This window comes from Arsenophonus sp. PmNCSU2021_1 (assembly GCF_036919435.1).
GTDB classification, from domain to species: Bacteria; Pseudomonadota; Gammaproteobacteria; order Enterobacterales; family Enterobacteriaceae; genus Arsenophonus; species Arsenophonus nilaparvatae.
The window spans coordinates 202,199-222,509 of sequence record NZ_JAZHPL010000006.1; the positions used below are offsets into that span (position 1 = coordinate 202,199).

The following is a 20,311-nucleotide window of genomic DNA, read 5'->3' on the forward strand; positions in this document are numbered from 1 at the left end:
CCTGAAAAATAAATATTTTAATATTTAATAAATTGATTAATATAATACCATCAATTAAACAATACTCACAGCTTATCAAGCCCTAACTGTAAACAAAATAAGGAATCAAGGATGCTATTGCAATTAAAGGGGATAAAGTGGTTTATTACTTCGTTATTTTGCTTGTTTTTAGTTGTTGGTTGTAATAATAAAAAAATAGCTGATGAGCAAAAGGCCACGATTAAACAAGATATACCAGTACGTGGTGTATGGTTAACGACCGTATCTCGGCTTGATTGGCCTTCTCTTTCTTCAGTTAACCTTGATTCAGAAAAGCTCAGAATTGAAGTACAGAAAAAAGAGTTAACGGATAAACTGGATAATTTGGTGAAGCTAGGCATTAACACCATTTTTTTTCAGGTAAAACCAGATGGTACTGCGTTTTATCATTCTCATATTCTCCCTTGGTCTGACGTGTTTACCGGTGTAGTCGGTAAAGACCCAGGTTATGATCCGTTGGCGTTTATTATTGCTGAGGCGCACAAAAGAAATTTAAAAATACATGCTTGGCTAAATCCCTACCGGGTTTCAATGGATACGCAACCAGAAACCATTACTTCACTGCAAAAGACACTTAATTCTCCGCCTGCTAGCGTTTATGTTTTACATAAAGATTGGATACGAACTGCCTACGACCGTTTTGTACTTGATCCAGGCTTACCAGAAGTTCGTAATTGGATCACCAGTATTGTTGCTGAATTAGTTAAAAGCTATGATATTGATGGCATACAGTTTGATGATTATTTCTATTATGAAACTCCTTCCTCCAAACTCAATGATGAGGCAACGTTTCAACGATACGGTCAGGGATTTTTAGATAAAGCCAGTTGGAGAAGAAATAATACCTTGTTGTTGATTCGAGAGGTTTCTTCAACAATCCGTTCGTTAAAACCCACTATTGAATTTGGCATCAGTCCAGGCGGTGTATGGCGAAATATTTCCGATGATCCACGAGGCTCGGATACTAAAGCTGGTGGGCCTACTTATGACAGAGTCTATGCTGATACCCGATTATGGGTAAAAGAAGGTTTATTAGATTATATAGCCCCGCAAATTTACTGGCCTTTTGCCCGCGAAATTGTCAAATATGATGTGATTGCAAAATGGTGGGCTGATGTGGTGAGATCGACTAACACTAAATTGTATATTGGGGTGGCATTATATAAAGTTGGAGTGCCATCTCAAACAGAGCCTGATTGGTCTCTTGACGGCGGTGTCCCGGAGCTAAAAAGACAACTCGATCTTAATGATGAATTACCTGAAATAAAAGGTGAGATCCTATTTAGAGAGGGGCTCCTTCAGTCTCAGCAAACGGCAGAGGCAGTAAAATATCTTAAATCCCGTTGGAATAGATCAGCGCAGTAAAGTTATTGACCGTTATTTTAAGTAAAACACCCTTAATATTGGGTGTTTTGTTTTATCAGTTATAAATAGATTTTTATTTATTAAATAATCAGCTTTAAAAAATGGCATAAATGATTTCAATTTGCGATTATTGTTTATAAATGGCGACGACTTTACTTAGCAACAACATTCAGATTGGATATAACAAAAATGAAAAATGTCGGATTTATTGGTTGGCGAGGTATGGTTGGTTCTGTACTGCTGCAACGAATGGTGGAAGAAGGTGATTTTAATAATATCAATCCTGTTTTTTTTACTACCTCTCAACATGGTGAATTGGCACCAAAATATGGTCAACATCAATCAACACTGCTAGATGCTTTTGATCTTGATGGATTAAAGGAATTAGAGGTAATAATTAGCTGTCAGGGTGGAGATTATACCGATCAAATTTACCTTAAACTGCGTGCGACTGGTTGGTCAGGTTACTGGATAGATGCCGCCTCTTCCTTACGGATGAAAGAGGATAGCATTATTATTCTTGATCCTGTTAATCGTCAATATATTGATCAGGGTTTAAATGAAGGGATAAAAACCTTTGTTGGTGGCAATTGCACGGTCGGTTTGATGCTAATGGCTTTAGCTGGCTTATTTGCTGAGAACTTGATTGAGTGGGTTTCGGTCGCAACCTATCAGGCGGCTTCTGGCGCAGGTGCGCGTAATATGCGTGAATTATTAGTGCAAATGGGTGAGTTACATGCACAGGTTGCTAATGAACTGCAAAATCCCGCGGCGGCGATTTTATCGATTGAGAAAAAAGTCACTGACTTCACCCGTAGTGGAAAGATGAGCACAGAAGCCTTTGGCGCGCCATTGGCCGGTAGTTTGATCCCCTGGATAGATAAACAATTGCCCAATGGTCAAAGTCGTGAGGAATGGAAAGGGCAGGCTGAAACTAATAAAATTTTAAATAACTCTAGTTATGTTATTCCTGTCGATGGTTTATGTGTTCGTATTGGAGCATTACGCTGCCATAGCCAGGCATTTACCCTAAAATTGCAAAAAAATGTTGCGATTGAGGATGTTGAGCAAATTTTGTCCGCACATAATGATTGGGTTCGCGTTATTCCTAATGAGCGTGAATTAACTATTCAAGAGTTAACGCCTGCGGCAGTAACAGGCACCTTAAATGTTCCGGTTGGACGCTTGCGTAAATTAAATATGGGGCCAGAATATTTATCCGCTTTTACGATTGGTGATCAGCTATTATGGGGAGCGGCAGAGCCTTTACGCCGTATGTTAAAAATATTATAAAAATATTAGATAGTTATCTATAATAAAAAGTCCCAATTTAGATATGGGGCTTTTGTTTTGCCATTTGAAATTAAATGTCTATATTTTCTGCTTTTAAGGCGTTTTCTTCAATAAAAGCTCTACGTGGTTCAACCGCATCACCCATTAGTGTGGTAAACAGTTGGTCAGTTGCGATGGCATCTTTAACGGTAACACGCATCATACGGCGGGTATCTGGGTTCATCGTTGTTTCCCATAATTGCTCTGGATTCATTTCGCCTAATCCTTTATAGCGTTGTACCATCAAGCCACGGCGTGATTCTTTTGATAACCAGTTCAATGCATCTTCAAAGGAAGAAATAGTCTGGCGACGCTCCCCTCTTTCCACATACGCACCATCCTCAATCAGATCTCCTATTAGCTGACCAATTTTAGTTATGCGTGTATATTCAATACCATGAATGAAATCGAAATCTAGATTGTAATCGGTATCAATGCCATGGGTTCTTATACGTAAAACCGGTTCAAATAATTGGCGTTCACTATTTTCATTAATATGATAGCTATAAGTACTACCATGTTCTTCATTATCGGTTAGGCGCTTAACTAGCATGTTGATCCAATTTTCTATCTTGGATTTATCTTTCAAGTCATTTTCTACCAAGGTAGGCTGATAAATAAGATTATTTAATAAAGCTAGTGGATAGACACGCTCTAAACGTTTGATAATTTTTTGAGCAGCATTATATTCAATGATTAACTTTTCCAATGGCTCACCTTTCAATGCCGGGGCATGAGGGCTAGTATAGAGCGAGGTGTTGTCTAATGCGATTGAAATCAAATATTCGTTCATCGCCTCATCATCTTTAATATATTGTTCTTGCTTACCTTTTTTCACTTTATATAAAGGTGGCTGAGCAATATAGACATGGCCTCGTTCGATAATTTCTGGCATCTGACGATAGAAGAAAGTTAATAACAATGTCCGTATATGAGAGCCGTCGACATCGGCATCGGTCATGATAATAATGCTATGATAACGTAATTTATCAGGATCATATTCATCACGGCCAATACCACAACCTAAAGCAGTTATTAAGGTGGCGACTTCCTGTGAGGAGAGCATTTTGTCGAAACGCGCTTTTTCAACATTAAGAATTTTACCTTTTAACGGTAAAATTGCCTGATTTTTTCGGTTACGCCCCTGTTTGGCAGAGCCGCCTGCGGAATCACCCTCCACTAAATAAAGTTCTGATAAAGCCGGATCACGCTCCTGGCAGTCTGCTAATTTACCGGGTAATCCTGCTAAATCAAGGGCACCTTTACGGCGCGTCATTTCGCGTGCTTTACGGGCAGCCTCGCGGGCACGGGCGGCGTCAATGATTTTGCTAACAACGATTTTGGCGTCATTAGGATTTTCTAATAGATATTCGACCAGTTTCTCATTCATTAACGTTTCAACAACGGTTTTTACTTCGGAAGAAACTAGCTTATCTTTTGTTTGTGACGAAAATTTTGGATCGGGAACTTTAACAGAAACGACAGCAATTAAACCTTCACGGGCATCATCACCAGTAGCACTAACTTTGGATTTTTTCTGATAACCTTCTTTATCCATGTAACTGTTCAGTGTACGTGTCATGGCGGTACGGAAACCAACCAGATGGGTTCCTCCATCACGTTGAGGAATGTTGTTGGTGAAACAATAAACATTTTCTTGGAAACCGTCATTCCATTGCATGGATATTTCTACATTAATACCCTCTTTTTCCGCCGAAAAATAGAAAACACTCGGATGGATTGGGGTTTTATTCCGACTTAAGTATTCTACAAAAGCTTTGATTCCACCTTCATAATGAAAATGATCTTCTTTATTATCACGTTTATCAATTAAACGAATGGATATACCTGAATTAAGAAAAGAGAGCTCCCGTAACCGTTTTGCCAAAATATCGTATTCAAATTCGGTAACGGTTTTAAATGTGTCCAAACTTGGCCAGAAACGGATATAGGTTCCCCGCTCATCAGTTTCTCCGACAATCGATAAAGGTGCTTGTGGAACACCTAATTGGTAAGTCTGTTCATGGACTTTTCCCTCGCGACGGATAGCTAGCTCTAATTTTTCTGATAAGGCATTAACAACAGAAACACCGACCCCATGTAAGCCACCAGAAACTTTATAGGAATTATCGTCAAATTTGCCGCCAGCATGAAGAACGGTCATGATGACTTCTGCGGCAGATACACCTTCTTCTTCATGAATATCGGTTGGAATACCACGTCCATTATCGAGAACAGAGATGGAGTTATCGGTATGTATCGTTACAATAATATCGCTACAATACCCTGCCAAGGCTTCGTCGATAGCGTTGTCGACAACCTCGAAGACCATGTGATGAAGGCCTGTACCATCGTCGGTATCACCGATATACATGCCTGGGCGCTTACGCACCGCGTCTAGCCCTTTTAATACCTTGATACTTGAGGAGTCATATGTATTCGACATCAACGTTTCTCGCTAATTTCTGATCCTATGGTTGAATTTCTATTTTGCCATGTTTTACGCAAAACATCCTGCTATTTCCATCTAACATATCTTTAACTTGCGCGATGGTAATCGCGCTAACAAAGACCTGAGCTTGCGTCGCTTTAAGCCGTTCGGCTAATAATTGACGGCGATCCTTATCTAACTCAGAAGCAAAATCGTCTAACAGATATAAGCATCTTTGCCCACTCTGTCGGGTGAAATATTCACCTTGTGCTAATTTTAATGCGCACATTAATAATTTTAACTGCCCGCGCGATAGTATATCTTCAACGGCAATTCCTTCTACGCGGATCCGTAAGTCAGCTTTGTGTGGCCCTAATGCGGTATAGGTAAGCATTCGGTCACGTTCAAATTGCCTTACTAATATATCTGAATAATCGGTTTCTTTATCCCATCCTTGCTGAAATGAGATGCTAAGTGAAAATTCAGGTAAGAACTGTTTACAGGTGTTTTCAATATCTTTCGTAATTCTTGCAATATAGCTGGTTCGCCATTCACTTATTTTATGGGCCAGAGGGATCAGTTCATAATCCCAATGACGCAGCTCATTATAACTTGTTACTTGGCGTAATGCTGCATTACGTTGCTTTAATAGCCGTTTTAAATCAGACCAGGCAGCAAAAAACTGAGGTTCATTGTGGAAACATCCCCAATCAAGAAAAGCTCGACGATATTTAGGGCCACCATTTAATAAGGTAAAACCTTCAGGAGTTATTAGTTGCATTGGTAATAATTTAGCTAATTCAGCAATTTTATGCCCATCATTGCCATCAATGCGAACTTTACTTTCACCGTTACGATCTTTACTTAATCCCAAAGTCAGTTCACGTGATTCTGGCTCTATAGGAACAAGACGACCATGTAAAACAAAATTATGTTGTTGATGACGAATGACACGTGCTACTTGAATGCTACGAAAAGCTCTACCATGTCCTAATGTATAGATCGCTTCAAGAATACTTGTTTTTCCGCTGCCATTTGGCCCAATTAAAAAATTAAAACCGGTTGCTAATGTTAGATCCGCACTTTCTATATTACGAAAGTCGCGGATAAGTAAACGCGAAAGCATCATAGAATTTAGATATTACAGACGCATTGGCATAACAACATAAGCTGCCGCATTACTAGCTACATCTTCGATTTGTACGCTTGAATTTGAATCAGTCAACAACAAATTAACTTGTTCACATTTTAGTGTATTTAAAACATCGAGGATATAACTGACGTTAAAACCAATTTCTATCATCGAGCTTTGATAATTAACATCAACAATTTCTTCTGATTCTTCCTGTTCTGGATTGTTTGCGGTAATTTTAAGTTGATTTTCGCTGATATAGAGGCGTACACCGCGAAATTTTTCATTTGATAAAATTGCAGCTCGTGAAAATGCTTGTTTAAGTTTATTACAATCCGCGGTCAATGTTTTATCTGGATTTTTGGGTAGAACACGTCGGTAATCAGGAAAACGACCATCAACTAGTTTTGAGGTGAAAATAAAATCACCAACATGAGCTCGGATATTATTACTACCAATCTGTAACTTAAGTGACTCGTCGCTACTATCCAGTAATCGCATAAATTCTACTACCCCTTTGCGAGGAACAATTACTGAATGAGTTGGTAAATTCTCATCAATATTAATATTAAGTGAACAGACCGCTAAACGATGGCCATCGGTAGCGACAGTGCGTAATTCTTTACCTTCAGTTTCAAATAGCATGCCATTAAGATAATAGCGTACATCTTGGTGTGCCATTGAAAACTGGGTAGCTTCAATTAGACGTTTTAACGTCGTTTGAGGGAGTTCAAATTCGACTTCACTTTGCCAATCGTCTAGGTTTGGAAAATCAGTGGCAGGCAGAGTCGAAAGCGAAAAACGGCTACGACCGGAACGCACCAGTAGACGCTCTCCTTCAAGAGTAACTTTGATTTCTGATCCATCGGGTAACCCACGCCAGATATCGAAAAATTTACGGGCAGGTACCGTGATTGAACCATTTTCACCTGGTTGTGTTAGTGTCACTTTTGCGACCATTTCTACTTCTAGATCGGTACCTGTTAATGAAAGTGTTTTTTCACTGACTTGCAGTAATAAATTACCTAAAATAGGTAATGTAGGCCGCCCACCAAGTGGACCACTAACTTGTTGTAGTGGTTTGAGTAATTGTTCACGTTCAATAGTAAATTTCATAGCATTAGGATGATAATGTTCTGATTAAGTTAGAAAAATCCTCTTTGATGTCGTGACTTTCCTCCCGTAACTGCTCGATTTTTCGACAAGCATGGAGTACGGTTGTATGATCTCGTCCACCAAAAGCATCGCCAATTTCGGGCAAACTATGGTTTGTCAGCTCTTTTGCTAATGCCATTGCCATTTGCCTCGGGCGCGCCACAGAACGGGAACGGCGCTTGGATAACAAGTCAGCAACTTTAATTTTATAATATTCAGCAACGGTTTTTTGAATATTATCAATAGTGACCAGTTTTTCTTGTAATGCGAGTAGATCGCGTAATGCTTCACGAACAAAATCAATGGTAATTGCGCGACCAGTAAAGTTAGCATTGGCGATAACCCGATTCAACGCCCCTTCCAGTTCTCTAACATTTGAACGCAAGCGTTTGGCAATAAAGAAAGCGACTTCATCAGGTAGTTGCATCTGATTTTCGTCCGCTTTTTTCATCAAAATAGCAACACGGGTTTCCAATTCTGGTGGTTCAATCGCAACCGTCAATCCCCAACCAAAACGAGATTTTAGTCGATCTTCAACTCCATTAATTTCTTTAGGATAGCGATCTGAGGTCAGAATGATTTGCTGGTTACCTTCGAGTAACGCATTAAAGGTATGAAAAAATTCTTCTTGAGAGCGCTCTTTATTAGCAAAAAACTGAATGTCATCAATTAATAATGCATCTACCGAGCGATAATAACGTTTAAAATCTTCAATCGCATTATTTTGTAATGCTTTTACCATATCTTGGACAAAACGCTCAGAATGCATATAAACCACTTTTGCATTCGCTTTATGCGCCATGATGTTATTACCTACAGCATGAAGCAGGTGAGTTTTACCTAATCCTGTACCACCATAAAGAAAAAGAGGGTTATAAGCTCCGCCAGGATTGTCTGCTACTTGGCTGGCAGCGGCACGAGCAAGTTGGTTTGATTTACCTTCGACAAAGTTATTAAATGTATGCTTAGGGTTCACATTTGAACGATAGGCGATTTCAGGTTGAACTTGGGTTTTATCCCAACTAGGGCGTACTGTTGAATTTATTGGCGTCGAAATAGTTTTATTTGCTACGCTATGCGTTGAGGTACCGCTTGCGGTTATTTGCGGTTTATTACCCACTTCAAATTTCAATGCAGGCACATCAGAACCACAAAAATCACTCAATAATTCATTAATATTATTGATGTATTTATCTCTTACCCAATCTAATACAAAACGGTTAGGAGCATAGAGTGCTAATGTATTATCACTCAATTCTGCCTGGAGAGGGCGTATCCACATACTGAATTCTGTGGCAGGTAACTCATCCTGCAATCGGGCAAGACATTGCTGCCAAAGTGAAAATGACACGACGGACTCCCCTAAAACAAGACCAATGGAAAATTATTAAATTTAATAGGTAATAAAAATTGTTAATACCCCAGAAAAGATTTACCGAAAATTTGCGTGATAAACTAAATCAGCTTGTACAAGCTATGATCTCAGTACACTATAATAGATCATAACGCAAAATTTGAATAAGATCCTCACTCTTTTACACAGTTTTAGCACTTTTTATCCACAGGATTAAATTTAGGATCAAGATGTATAAAATGAATAAGGAAGTAAAAAGAATACTAGCACATATATTAGATATACATAACACCTAGTAACAGATAACTTTAGATCAAACTAGACGATTAGTCTCTATTTTGAGCCAAATAATTTTTTGATCTCTTAATGATCCTTAAGATTTCCATGAGAATCCGTATAATTTTGCACCTTGTGTGTGATATCATCATTTTTCCAGTTTTCTGGCAGTGCTTGGTAAGAAAGAAAAGTAGGGTATTCGTTTAAGTTTTATCGTAGCTAATGGTGGAGAAAAGCGTTGAATTTTTCTCCCGCATTGCGTAATGCTAGATATTTTATTACAATCCAGCCTCTTTGCTATATTGGTGTTGTTACGATTGGATATATCAGTATTGTTTGTTCCACTGGTCACCCACGAATTTACTGAATCAATAATAACTATTTTGTTAAGTTAGGTAGAAGCCGCTATGAAACGCACTTTTCAACCGTCCGTACTAAAACGTAACCGTTCTCACGGTTTCCGTGCTCGTATGGCCACTAAAAATGGTCGTCAGGTTTTGGCTCGTCGTCGTGCTAAAGGCCGCGCTCGTCTGACCGTTTCTTCAAAGTAATAACCCTATCGAAGTGGTTATGCTTGCTTTTCCTAGGGAGTTAAGATTATTAACTCCCAGGCATTTTGATTATGTCTTTAAGCAGCCACAACGGGCGAGTTCTCCAGAAATCACCATTCTTGGACGCCTCAATGAGCTGGGATACCCGCGCATCGGTCTTGCTATCGCAAAAAAAAATGTTAAACGGGCACATGAACGCAATCGAATTAAGCGATTAATGAGAGAATATTTTCGTTTACATCAGCATGAGTTGCCTTCGATGGATTTTGTGATATTAGTAAGAAAGGGGGTTGCTGATTTGGATAATCAAGAAATCACCGAAACATTAGGCAAATTATGGCGTCGTCACTGTCGTTTGGCTCGCGGTTCTTAATCTCGATAATAAGAGGTTATCAATTGATAGTAAGTCCATTGTTAGGGCCGCGATGCCGTTTCAACCCTAGCTGTTCCCAATATGGGATCGAAGCACTATATCGATTTGGATTGATAAAAGGTGGTTGGTTAATGATGAAACGCGTATTAAAATGCCATCCTTTACATAGAGGTGGTGACGATCCTGTTCCACCTAGACAGAATGACCATAATAGAGAACATTAACGATGGATTCGCAACGCAATCTTTTATTCATCGCTTTGCTATTTGTTTCGTTTTTAATTTGGCAGACATGGGAAAGTGATAAAACACAGCCTATAAAGACTGACCAAATCGTAAAACAAATGGATATGCCAAGTCATGATGACCAAGCTAATCTAGGTAATGAGCAAGCTAAATTTATCACAGTAAAAACTGATGTGCTTGAATTACGCATCAATACCCGTGGCGGCGATATTGATCAGGCTGAGCTGTTGCTTTACCCTAAGGAATTACATTCATCTGATCCGTTTCGTTTACTGGAAACCAGTAAAGATTTTATTTATCAAGCACAGAGCGGCTTGATCGGTCAGGATGGTCCCGATAACCCTGGCTACAATAATGGATTGCGTCCTTTATATCTCTCAAATGCAACCAGTTATGTGTTGCAAGATGGCCAAGATGAACTGCGTGTTCCTCTTACCTTTACTGGTAAAGATGGAGTGGTTTATCAGAAAGTCTATCTATTAAAACGTGGTAAATATAATATTTCTGTTGAGTATAATATTGACAATAATAGTGCCAAACCATTGACGCTAGCTTTTTTTGGTCAGTTAAAACAGACTGCAGAACTACCAAAAGAGCGTGATACAGGAAGTAATAATTTTGCCTTACATACTTATCGTGGTGCAGCATATTCTTCCGATGAAACAAATTATAAAAAATATAGTTTCAGTGATATTACTGATAATAGTTTAAACGTTAATACTAAAGGTGGTTGGGTCGCAATGTTGCAGCAATATTTTGCTACAGCATGGATCCCTGGCTATCAGAACCAAAACGCTTTTTATACAATCGATTTAGATAAATCCATTGCTATTATTGGCTATAAGAGTTCGCCAATAACAGTTGCGGCTAATAGTAAAGGAAATTACACCTCAACCTTGTGGGTAGGTCCTGAATTACAATCGGAAATGGCAGCAGTTGCACCACATTTAGATTTAACTGTGGACTATGGTTGGCTGTGGTTTATTTCTCAACCGTTATTTAAATTATTGAAATTTATTCATGGTTTTATAGGTAACTGGGGCTTTTCCATCATTGTTATTACTTTTATTGTGCGCGGGATTATGTATCCATTAACTAAAGCACAATATACTTCAATGGCAAAAATGCGTCTGTTGCAGCCCAAACTTGCGGCGATGAAAGAACGGATTGGTGATGATAAGCAACGTATGAGCCAAGAAATGATGGCTCTCTATAAAGCAGAAAAAGTCAATCCGTTAGGTGGTTGTCTGCCTTTATTGATTCAGATGCCTATTTTCCTAGCTTTATATTATATGTTGATGGGTTCTGTCGAGCTGCGCCATGCTCCCTTTATTGGTTGGATCCAAGATCTATCAGCTCAGGATCCATACTATATTCTACCGTTGTTAATGGGTTTGACGATGTATATTATTCAGAAAATGTCGCCAACGACAGTAACTGATCCTATGCAACAGAAGATTATGACCTATATGCCGGTTATTTTTACGGTATTTTTCTTGTGGTTTCCTTCTGGTTTGGTTTTATACTATATCGTTAGTAACCTGGTGACGATTATCCAGCAACAAATTATTTATCGTGGATTAGAAAAGCGTGGCCTACATAGTCGCGATAAAAAATAAGTTTTGGCATTTTGTTATTTGCAATTAAAGAAATAACAAAATAGAAAATGTATTAAGGCGGTCATTAGACCGCCTTAATCATATTTATGGTAAGAATTGAGAGTAAAATGAGTATATATAACAATGATACAATTATTGCGCAGGCAACCCCTCCTGGACGTGGTGGTGTTGGTATTTTGCGAATATCAGGGCCAAAAGTTGTTGAAGTTGCCCGCATTGTTTTAGGTAAAATACCTCGACCTCGCTATGCGGATTACCTGCCTTTCTATGATAACAATGGCAAAGTGTTAGATCAGGGAATTGCCCTCTATTTTCCTGCCCCCAACTCATTTACTGGTGAAGATGTTCTTGAATTGCAAGGGCATGGTGGGCATATCATTATTGATTTATTACTTAAACGGATTTTAGCTATCAATGAGATCCGGATTGCTAATCCAGGTGAATTTTCTGAGCGCGCCTTTCTTAATGACAAAATGGATTTAGCTCAGGCGGAAGCTATTGCTGATCTAATCGATGCAAGTACTGAGCAGGCTGCTCGTTCAGCGGTAAATTCGTTACAGGGTGTTTTCTCACAGCAGATTTATGAAATGGTGGAAGCGCTTACTAACTTGCGTATTTACGTTGAAGCTGCAATTGATTTTCCAGATGAAGAAATTGATTTTTTATCTGATGGTAAGATAGAAACAAAATTGAATCAGGTAATAGCCCATTTGGATAGTGTGCGTTTACAAGCTTATCAAGGTAGCTTATTACGAGAAGGCATGAAGGTTGTGATTGCAGGACGACCGAATGCAGGTAAATCTAGCTTATTAAACGCGCTATCTGGCCGTGAAACGGCGATTGTAACGGATGTTGCTGGCACAACCAGAGATGTATTACGTGAACATATTCATATTGATGGTATGCCTCTGCATATTATTGACACGGCAGGCTTACGTGAAGCGACAGATGAAGTTGAGAGAATAGGTATTGAGCGAGCCTGGCAAGAAATAGAGCAAGCAGATCATATATTATTTATGGTGGATAGCACCACTACAGAAGCAACTGAACCTGAGCAGATTTGGCCGGAATTTATGGCGCGATTGCCGAAATCTTTACCTATTACGGTGATTAGAAATAAAGTCGATATTACTAATGAACCAGTAACAATAACAAAAGTTAGTAATTACTCACTTATTCGCCTGTCAGCCTATCGCAAAGAAGGTATTGATTTATTACGTCAACATTTGAAAGAAAGCATTGGATTTAATCATCATATAGAAGGCGGATTCTTAGCCAGACGACGTCATATTCAAGCACTTAATATTGCCGCAGAGCATTTACAGCAAGGTTATCAACAGTTAGTGGTTGCTCACTCTGGTGAGTTATTAGCAGAAGAACTTCGTTTGGCTCAACAGGCATTAAGTGAAATTACAGGGGAATTTAGCTCCGATGACTTATTAGGTCGTATTTTTTCCAGCTTCTGTATTGGAAAATAGCATGCAAACAAAAACAATCACTCTACATCAGCAGGCAGATCTATTTCAGGCAATGACTTGTTAAATTTTAAGCTACATTGATATCCTCTCGACCTAAAGGTCGAGAGTTGTTACTGTTTCTGGATCACAAATTGTTCTTTAGTTGGCTCTATTTTCGATTAAAATGTTTTGCTTTAAGTAGTTTAATATTTCAACGGCTTTAAATATTATTAAATAACGCAAATTAACTGACCATTTTTTAGTGTAATTTATCGGAATATGTTTATCTAACCCTGGCGTAAAGGAGATAATTTTTCCCTATTGTTATATAGCACTGGGGAGAATGATTTAACTCGATTCATTAGCTTTTGGTATTTTTACTCATTCTATCAATATAAGCCATGCCAAAGGCAGATAAAACAAAAGCCAAATGGATAATTACACTCCACATTATTTTATTATCGGCTACTTTTTCAGCTTCCATAAACAGTCGTAAAAGATGAACCGAAGAAATAGCAACAATTGATGAGGCAACTTTATTTTTAATGGAATTGACATCCATTTTGCCCATCCAGCTTAATTTTTGATGTTTATCATCAACGGTCATTTTTAAAATAAAGTTTTCGTAACCTGAAAACATCACCATAACTAAAAGCCCACCAACCAGTGCAATATCAACCAGTGATAAAACCGTTAATATTAATCCTGATTCAGTGATAGTAAAAAGTTCAGGAATGATATGAATTATCTGCTGAAAAAATTTTAAAGTGAGTAAAATAAATCCAAATGATAGTCCTATATAAACAGGAAAAAGTAGCCATCTTGATGCGTAAATGATTTTTTCTATCGACTTTTCCATGTTATTTATCCTTTTTTTAGGTGAATTTCTAAAATTTAATTGCCAAAAGTATTATTTTTGCTTAAAAAAGAAACAAAATTTAGATACTGTTTTATAATGTGATTTTGATAATTATCATTAGTACTAGATTGAGATATTTTCCAACATAAAAGTTTTTTGTTAAATACCATTCGTAATACGGATTTCGCGACTAAAGCTAGTTTATCATTAAGTGTAATTGGGGATCTTCATTTTCTTTCTTGGTCTTTATTTTTAATATTTTATTAACAATAAAAAAACATTCTAAGAAGACAATTGGCTTCATTACTAGCATATTGTTTTATCAATTCGTTATAATAAAACTAAATTGAATATAGCTAATGATAAATGGTATTTATTCTATTAAAATTTTTATATTAAATTAGTAATTGCTATATTATTTATTATATTAATCTATTAAATCTTATCTTGGTCATCATTAGAAATGATAGAATACATTAATTTATTTAATAATGAAATGATTTAATTGAAAATATAAGCAAAGATTTAAAAAAAATTTTAAAATTTATATAAATATTAGAGCTCATTAGATTAAATATTTATTGGTTGTGTTAATATTATATAAAGCACTGTTTGAAATTAGAGCAATCATATTTATTTTTGACTAAATATGCTAAAAATTAATATTTAATAGTGGTTAAAAAAAGACCATTAAGAGATGTTTTATCATAGACAATCAGCGCAAATAAAAACCATATTAATAAAGTTAAGCATGATTTAATTATCTATTTGAAAGATAAATTAATTGATTAATATAAAGCATGCAGATTAATATATTATAATAAATAAAAAACTCATCAATATTAAGAAATATAGTTTAGCATAATATATGAAATTTGATTTTCAGCTGGATCTTCTAATAATATGGTTAGGCGCTATCGACTAAAATATTAACATATTATTTACATTATGTTTTTATCGTAATCTCGAATTTAAAAGTAGAATTTGAGCTAGCAGATGAATTAATGTTTTTTTAGATGTCTATCAAATCTGACTATTATCAATCATCAATTTTCAATGAGACAGATCGCACAAATAAGCCAATCATAATAGCTATAAAAAATAATAAACATTAATATGTTTCTGTTTTGTTAAAATTGATAATTTTTATAGCTATCTGATTATAGGAGTGATTATGATTGTCGAATTTCTTGTTATTTGGCGCCGCTGGAACTTCCAACTATTAACGATTGCTTATTTACTGACAACTGGATTCTCCGCGAATGCAACAACCTGCAACTTAATGAATAAATTGACCAAACGACCGCTGTTAATGGAAGTCACACAACCCTATTCTGCTGATAATCCGATGGCCGGTGTACTTTATAAAATGGTTTTCTCTGCTGATGGTAAATACGATTACCATATTCTCAATAATGGCAAACAATACCACGGAAAATACCGTTATCGCCTGGTGGAGCCAAATATTGGTGTAATTGACGCCCAAGAAGAGTTTGAAGGTCAAGCTACCCACTATACCATCACCTTACTATGTGAAAATGAACATAGCGGCGTCTATTTTTATCAACAAAGTAAAGGTATTGGAGGGCAGAGAGTTAATATTGGCCGCTATTATATTGATAAATAGTGTTATTGAGAGCACTTTTCGCTGAGCCTAAGTTAAAGTATGTTACTTATAACAAAGGCTAGTGAAAACTACAAACTCAACACTGGTTGAAGTTTGGGTTATTGTTTAAATGTTAACGATTAACTTGCCAATAAGTAAATGCAGCCGTTAATCGTTGATTTTATTTTACTAATTCTCCTGATTTTTCTCGGTTTTTCTCAATAATAACCATCGTTTTATTGCTCTTATAGGGGCATATGGTGACATATTGGCGGACAGAAGGATCTGTTTCTTCCATCAGCGTGGACGATGCTTTATTAAGCGTTAAATTGGCCAGAATGGCGATCACTGTACCTATGGTGATGCCGCTATGGAGGAACATTTGCATCATGCTAGGAAAACCTTCAAATAATTGTGGTACCATGATAGGCATCAGGCCAAGAGCTAATGTTAGTGCTACTACCATTTCGTTATTATTATGTCGATAGGTAATATTGCTGAGCGTGCGAATTCCTGATACGGCGACCATACCAAACATTATGACGCCGGCTCCTCCTAATATCGGTTTAGGAATTGCTACCACCAATGCGGCCATTTTGGCAAACATACCCATTAGAATGAGAAGCACTCCCGAAACGGAGACAACGAAGCGGCTACGCACACCGGTAAGACCAATCAGACCAACATTTTGAGCAAACGCAGCATAGGGAAAAAGATTAAACAGCCCTCCTACCATAGTTGCAATACCACAGGCATTGAGACCGTTACGTAAAGTGGTAGCATCGGCCTTTTTGTCAAGCATATCGCCAATAATCATCATTGATGACATGGTTTCTATCATCACGACCACCATAACCATAGATAGTAGTGCGACCGGGACAATGTGAAATTCGGGCTTAGCTAGCCACATAATTTGGGGAAAATTAACCCAGGGTGTTGAATTGACGAAATGAAAATCAAGCGGCAGAAAGCAACTCCAGATAACCGTACCACCTATTAAACCAAGAAGCACAGCAATATTTTTGATCATTCCTGTCATAAAGTGATAGATATGAAGAATAATAATAAGTGTCAGAGCTGCCATGACAAGCGGTAGAATGCTCCCGCTATTACCACTAATAATCCAATTGCCTGCAACGGGCATTAGCGAAAGCCCAATCAATGTCACAATCGAACCCATGACAACTTTAGGGAAAAAACGTACAAGATGGTATATCCAGGGTGCGCATATCAGCGTGAATAATCCGGCGATAATTACGGCGCCGGAAATGCCGCTAATACCATACTGTTTACCGATTAGCATCATTGGAACCAGTGCGGCAAATGTGCAGCCTTGCACTAATGGTAAGCGACAGCCAATCCATGCCCCAAAACCGAACGATTGGGCAATAGTTGCTATTCCGCAGATAAACAGATCAGTACTAATTAATAGAATAATTTGCTCTACGGGTAAGCCGACAGCATTACCGATGACTAATGGAACGGCGACTGCGCCAGCATACATCACTAAAACATGTTGCAGTCCGTAAAGTATCATTTGCCCAATGGGAAGTATTTCGTTAACTGGGGCTGATTGGTGCTTGATGTATAAGAAATTAATACCAGAAAAGGTTACTAATTAACCTATGCCCTGATGAACCCATTTTTATTTTTTCTAAGTTTTGCCAGAATTATTTTTGAAGGTTGAGATAAAAAACAGAATAAAGGGTTAAGGAGCGATTAATTATTAATCAGTTTTGAACAAAAGATAGATCTACCCTATAGTGAGTTTTTATTGCCACCGCAAACGTGCCAATTCATCGTGACGAGCCATAAGCTCTTTAAGCCACGAGTTTCGCAATCTCCAAAAAAGAAGTATAAATTTAAAAACAAGAAAAAATCAGGGTGTTCATATTTTGTCGGGTTATCCATGTATTAAAGATATCTATAAAACATTCTTACAAGTAAGCAGTTTAAGATACTCTGGTTTAGCGTTATCAGAAGTAAGCCCATCGCCTTTATCTCATGACACTGTTAGCCGATGGCTAAAAAGTAGATGTTTTAGACCTAAAGACCTATGGCGATTAGTTGAACCTTCTATAGACAAAAAAAGCCCTTGCGTACTAATTGCCGATGATACATTGATTGCCAAAACACGTAGTAAAAAAATAGAGATGGTCCATTATCAATATTCAGGTAATGAACATGAGGTTATTGCTGGCATAGGTTTAGTTAATTTGCTTTGGCATGATCTGACGAAGGTTGAATCAATTCCTATCAATTATCGTATTTATGATAAAGATTCTGATGGAAAAATAAAAAACACGCACTTTTCCGAAATGCTCACTCTTGCTAAAAAAAGAGGGATCATGCCAGAAGCCGTAGTGATGGATGCTTGGTATTCTAGCCTGGATAACCTGAAATCAATTCGCTCTCATGGTTGGATCTGGGTAACCACGCTGAGGAAAAATAGGATTGTTAACCATAACAAACAACTGAACAAGTTAGACATCTCAGAAGAAGGAACGTCAATACACTTGCGAGGATATGGTTGGGTAACCGTTTTCAAATTTACAGCCAAAAACGGCCGTATTGATTACATAGTAACAAACAAAGAGAATCCCACCCGTCAATACGTCCAATCTATCATGGATGCCCGTTGGTCTGTTGAAGTTTATCATCGAGAAGTTAAACAAAACTATGGTATTGAACGCTGTCAGGCTCGCACGAGCCGAGCGCAAAGAAATCATATTTTTCTCGCTATTTCTGCGTGGTTTGAACAACATAAACGTCGTATATCTGAAAAAATAACCCTTTATCAACAAAATTGGGACGTAATCAAAAGTGCTATTACTGAGCAAATCCGTGTTTTATTAGCGTACCCAAATTAGTTTTGTGCGAAACTCGTGACATAATTTTATTGATAAACAAGATATTATTTGGGCTAAAAATATTGATAAAATTTTAAAAAATCAAGAAGTCGGTGATGTTGGTCAATATAATTTAGGTCAAAAAGCGGTATTTTGGTTGGCAACAATTTGCCTGTTTTTGCTTTTGATTAGAGGTATTATTAACCTGAGTTCGGGATAAGCATTATCAATTATACTTGAAGATACGTACCTGCAACAGGTATCTTTGGTTTAGATGGCATTAAACAATATGCAACCAGTCCGCCTAATAAATTCACTACAAAGTTAGCCGGAGAGCGATGTCGCGTATGCTCTATTTGACAAAGATTTTTTAACTCATCAAATACCGTTTCAATGACAGAACGATGACGCAAGATGGCTTTGTCGAAACAAGTCTGTTTAATAGGCTTCATTTTCTTCTTGATATTCGTTATAAGGCTAATTCCCATCGTTTTGAGTTGCTGTTTCAGTGAAGCCGATAAATACCCTTTATCTGCGTACAAACAACCAGAAAGATCCTTTGTCAGCTCAGGCAATGGTTTCCGATCATCGGTGTTTCCTGGTGTGAGTCGAAAACTGAGTATTTCCCCCAAATGATTGATAATTACATGAAGCTTGAAACCAAAGAACCAACCTGTTGAATTTTTTCCCCGTTCAGCTATCCCATTGAAGACTTTATGTCTGCGGATCCGTAAGTTATCACACACCGCTATCGGAGTAGAATCGGCAACCGATAGCCCCGTGCATTTTCCCTTAATTGACTCAAACAGTGCCGTTAACGCTAAGGCACTACGCGGAAGTAACTCTACACAGCGTGAATAGGATGGCAAGTTAGGAAATTCCTTCCGGAGATATAAGCGGACATAATAGAGATAAAATACCTTGAATTGCCTGAATCGGAGTTGATGAAACAACACAACCAGTGTCATCATTTCCGCCAACGAAAGCTGAGTAGACCGTCTACGACGCTTAGTACCGTTAGTCAGCAAATATTCATGCATTTTTGGCTCGAAGTCTTTGCAAAAATCATCCATCAGGCAATAAAGTTCAGTAAGATTTTCCATAATTGTTTAACAATGCTCTACTCTTTAACCAGACTGTTAGAGTATTTTAACAAAACAGGCTCATTCAACTATTTGAATATCAAGACTTTCTCTTTATTTCTTATCCCGAACTCAGGTTATTATTATTTGGCGTCCTTATTTTGCTGACTATTTTCCCATCCCAATTATTCGTTTGGCATTGCTGCTTCATTCTGTTGCGGCGATTGGTTTAATAATGACGATTATTATTCATGTTTATGCCGCTATATGGGTAAAAGGCTCTATTCGAGCAATGGTTGAAGGGTGGGTAACGCGGGCTTGGGCGAAAAAACATCACCCTCGTTGGTATCTTGAGATTGTTGAAAAAGAGAAGCCACAGCAAGAAAAGAGCAGCTAACAGCGTTTTTTTCGAGTAGTAATAACAGAGGCAGAATAATTATATTCTGCTTTTTTTATGTTATTTATCCGTTTATAGATCCCTGTTAGCTTTTGGTCTATTCTGAGATTTATTGGGCAATAATGGTAAAATAAATCATCAAAGAGAGCATATCTATGAGCATTAGGATTTTACCTAAACACGAGTTTC

The 20,311-nt window shown here is 37.6% G+C and carries 16 protein-coding genes and 2 pseudogenes; 11 read left to right on the plus strand and 7 right to left on the minus strand.

Features of this window, described 5'->3' with window-relative positions; translation table 11 throughout:
- The first annotated feature begins 111 nt into the window (after nt 1-111).
- On the plus strand, nt 112-1,404 hold the full coding sequence (locus V3224_RS13905; RefSeq protein WP_334471218.1) for a glycoside hydrolase family 10 protein: 1,293 nt from the start codon (nt 112-114) through the stop codon (nt 1,402-1,404).
- 189 nt (nt 1,405-1,593) lie between these two features.
- The gene (gene asd / locus V3224_RS13910) at nt 1,594-2,697 is read left to right on the plus strand and encodes an aspartate-semialdehyde dehydrogenase (protein WP_334471220.1); all 1,104 of its coding nucleotides are present in this window, start codon (nt 1,594-1,596) and stop codon (nt 2,695-2,697) included.
- A gap of 70 nt (nt 2,698-2,767) precedes the next feature.
- Here the strand turns inward: asd and gyrB are convergent, their stop codons facing one another.
- Genes gyrB through dnaA form a run of 4 tightly spaced genes read right to left on the minus strand, consistent with a single transcriptional unit; the run spans nt 2,768 to nt 8,805 of the window.
- Nucleotides 2,768-5,182 (minus strand): DNA topoisomerase (ATP-hydrolyzing) subunit B, encoded by a 2,415-nt coding sequence (gene gyrB, locus V3224_RS13915; protein WP_334471222.1) that lies wholly within the window; start codon nt 5,180-5,182, stop codon nt 2,768-2,770.
- A 25-nt stretch (nt 5,183-5,207) separates the two neighbouring features.
- Entirely contained in the window at nt 5,208-6,296 is a 1,089-nt protein-coding gene (gene recF, locus V3224_RS13920) for a DNA replication/repair protein RecF (RefSeq protein WP_334471223.1), read from the minus strand.
- A 12-nt stretch (nt 6,297-6,308) separates the two neighbouring features.
- Nucleotides 6,309-7,415 (minus strand): DNA polymerase III subunit beta, encoded by a 1,107-nt coding sequence (dnaN, locus tag V3224_RS13925; protein ID WP_334471224.1) that lies wholly within the window; start codon nt 7,413-7,415, stop codon nt 6,309-6,311.
- A 4-nt stretch (nt 7,416-7,419) separates the two neighbouring features.
- Nucleotides 7,420-8,805, minus strand: coding sequence for a chromosomal replication initiator protein DnaA (gene dnaA, locus V3224_RS13930; RefSeq protein WP_334471225.1), 1,386 nt, complete (start codon nt 8,803-8,805; stop codon nt 7,420-7,422).
- Between the two features lie 686 nt (nt 8,806-9,491).
- Here dnaA and rpmH point away from each other — a divergent pair.
- The 5 genes from rpmH to mnmE all read left to right on the plus strand — a co-directional run bounded on the left by rpmH (nt 9,492) and on the right by mnmE (nt 13,350).
- Nucleotides 9,492-9,635 carry a 50S ribosomal protein L34 gene (rpmH, locus tag V3224_RS13935; protein ID WP_004906236.1) on the plus strand — a complete coding sequence of 48 codons (144 nt, stop codon included), beginning with the start codon at nt 9,492-9,494 and terminating at the stop codon, nt 9,633-9,635.
- A 13-nt stretch (nt 9,636-9,648) separates the two neighbouring features.
- On the plus strand, nt 9,649-10,008 hold the full coding sequence (gene rnpA, locus V3224_RS13940; RefSeq protein ID WP_334471237.1) for a ribonuclease P protein component: 360 nt from the start codon (nt 9,649-9,651) through the stop codon (nt 10,006-10,008).
- On the plus strand, nt 9,972-10,232 hold the full coding sequence (gene yidD, locus V3224_RS13945; RefSeq protein WP_072012864.1) for a membrane protein insertion efficiency factor YidD: 261 nt from the start codon (nt 9,972-9,974) through the stop codon (nt 10,230-10,232). The genes rnpA and yidD overlap by 37 nt, the downstream gene beginning before the upstream one ends.
- A 2-nt stretch (nt 10,233-10,234) precedes the next feature.
- Nucleotides 10,235-11,872, plus strand: a complete 1,638-nt coding sequence (gene yidC, locus V3224_RS13950) for a membrane protein insertase YidC (protein WP_032115588.1) — start codon at nt 10,235-10,237, stop codon at nt 11,870-11,872.
- A 113-nt stretch (nt 11,873-11,985) separates the two neighbouring features.
- Nucleotides 11,986-13,350 carry a tRNA uridine-5-carboxymethylaminomethyl(34) synthesis GTPase MnmE gene (gene mnmE / locus V3224_RS13955; RefSeq protein ID WP_334472032.1) on the plus strand — a complete coding sequence of 455 codons (1,365 nt, stop codon included), beginning with the start codon at nt 11,986-11,988 and terminating at the stop codon, nt 13,348-13,350.
- A gap of 340 nt (nt 13,351-13,690) precedes the next feature.
- Here mnmE and V3224_RS13960 read toward each other — a convergent pair whose 3' ends face one another.
- A complete protein-coding gene (locus V3224_RS13960) occupies nt 13,691-14,188 on the minus strand; it encodes a TIGR00645 family protein (protein WP_032115590.1) in 498 nt (165 codons plus the stop codon).
- Nucleotides 14,189-15,362: 1,174 nt separating this feature from the next.
- On the opposite strand from V3224_RS13960, the gene V3224_RS13965 reads away from it, so the two are divergent.
- Nucleotides 15,363-15,815 (plus strand): hypothetical protein, encoded by a 453-nt coding sequence (locus V3224_RS13965; RefSeq protein ID WP_334471242.1) that lies wholly within the window; start codon nt 15,363-15,365, stop codon nt 15,813-15,815.
- 160 nt (nt 15,816-15,975) lie between these two features.
- Here V3224_RS13965 and V3224_RS13970 read toward each other — a convergent pair whose 3' ends face one another.
- Complete coding sequence (locus V3224_RS13970) at nt 15,976-17,331, minus strand: nucleobase:cation symporter-2 family protein (RefSeq protein ID WP_442890422.1); 1,356 nt, start codon at nt 17,329-17,331, stop codon at nt 15,976-15,978.
- Between the two features lie 358 nt (nt 17,332-17,689).
- On the opposite strand from V3224_RS13970, the gene V3224_RS13975 reads away from it, so the two are divergent.
- On the plus strand, nt 17,690-18,664 hold the full coding sequence (locus tag V3224_RS13975; protein WP_334471244.1) for an IS701 family transposase: 975 nt from the start codon (nt 17,690-17,692) through the stop codon (nt 18,662-18,664).
- Nucleotides 18,665-18,683: 19 nt separating this feature from the next.
- Nucleotides 18,684-18,845: pseudogene (locus tag V3224_RS13980) on the plus strand (formate dehydrogenase cytochrome b556 subunit); the annotation flags it as partial.
- A gap of 28 nt (nt 18,846-18,873) precedes the next feature.
- Here V3224_RS13980 and V3224_RS13985 read toward each other — a convergent pair.
- Nucleotides 18,874-19,746, minus strand: a complete 873-nt coding sequence (locus V3224_RS13985; RefSeq protein WP_334467716.1) for an IS982 family transposase — start codon at nt 19,744-19,746, stop codon at nt 18,874-18,876.
- A gap of 118 nt (nt 19,747-19,864) precedes the next feature.
- Between V3224_RS13985 and V3224_RS13990 the strand changes: the two are divergent.
- A pseudogene (locus V3224_RS13990) lies at nt 19,865-20,122 on the plus strand (hypothetical protein); the annotation flags it as partial.
- Nucleotides 20,123-20,311 lie beyond the last annotated feature (189 nt).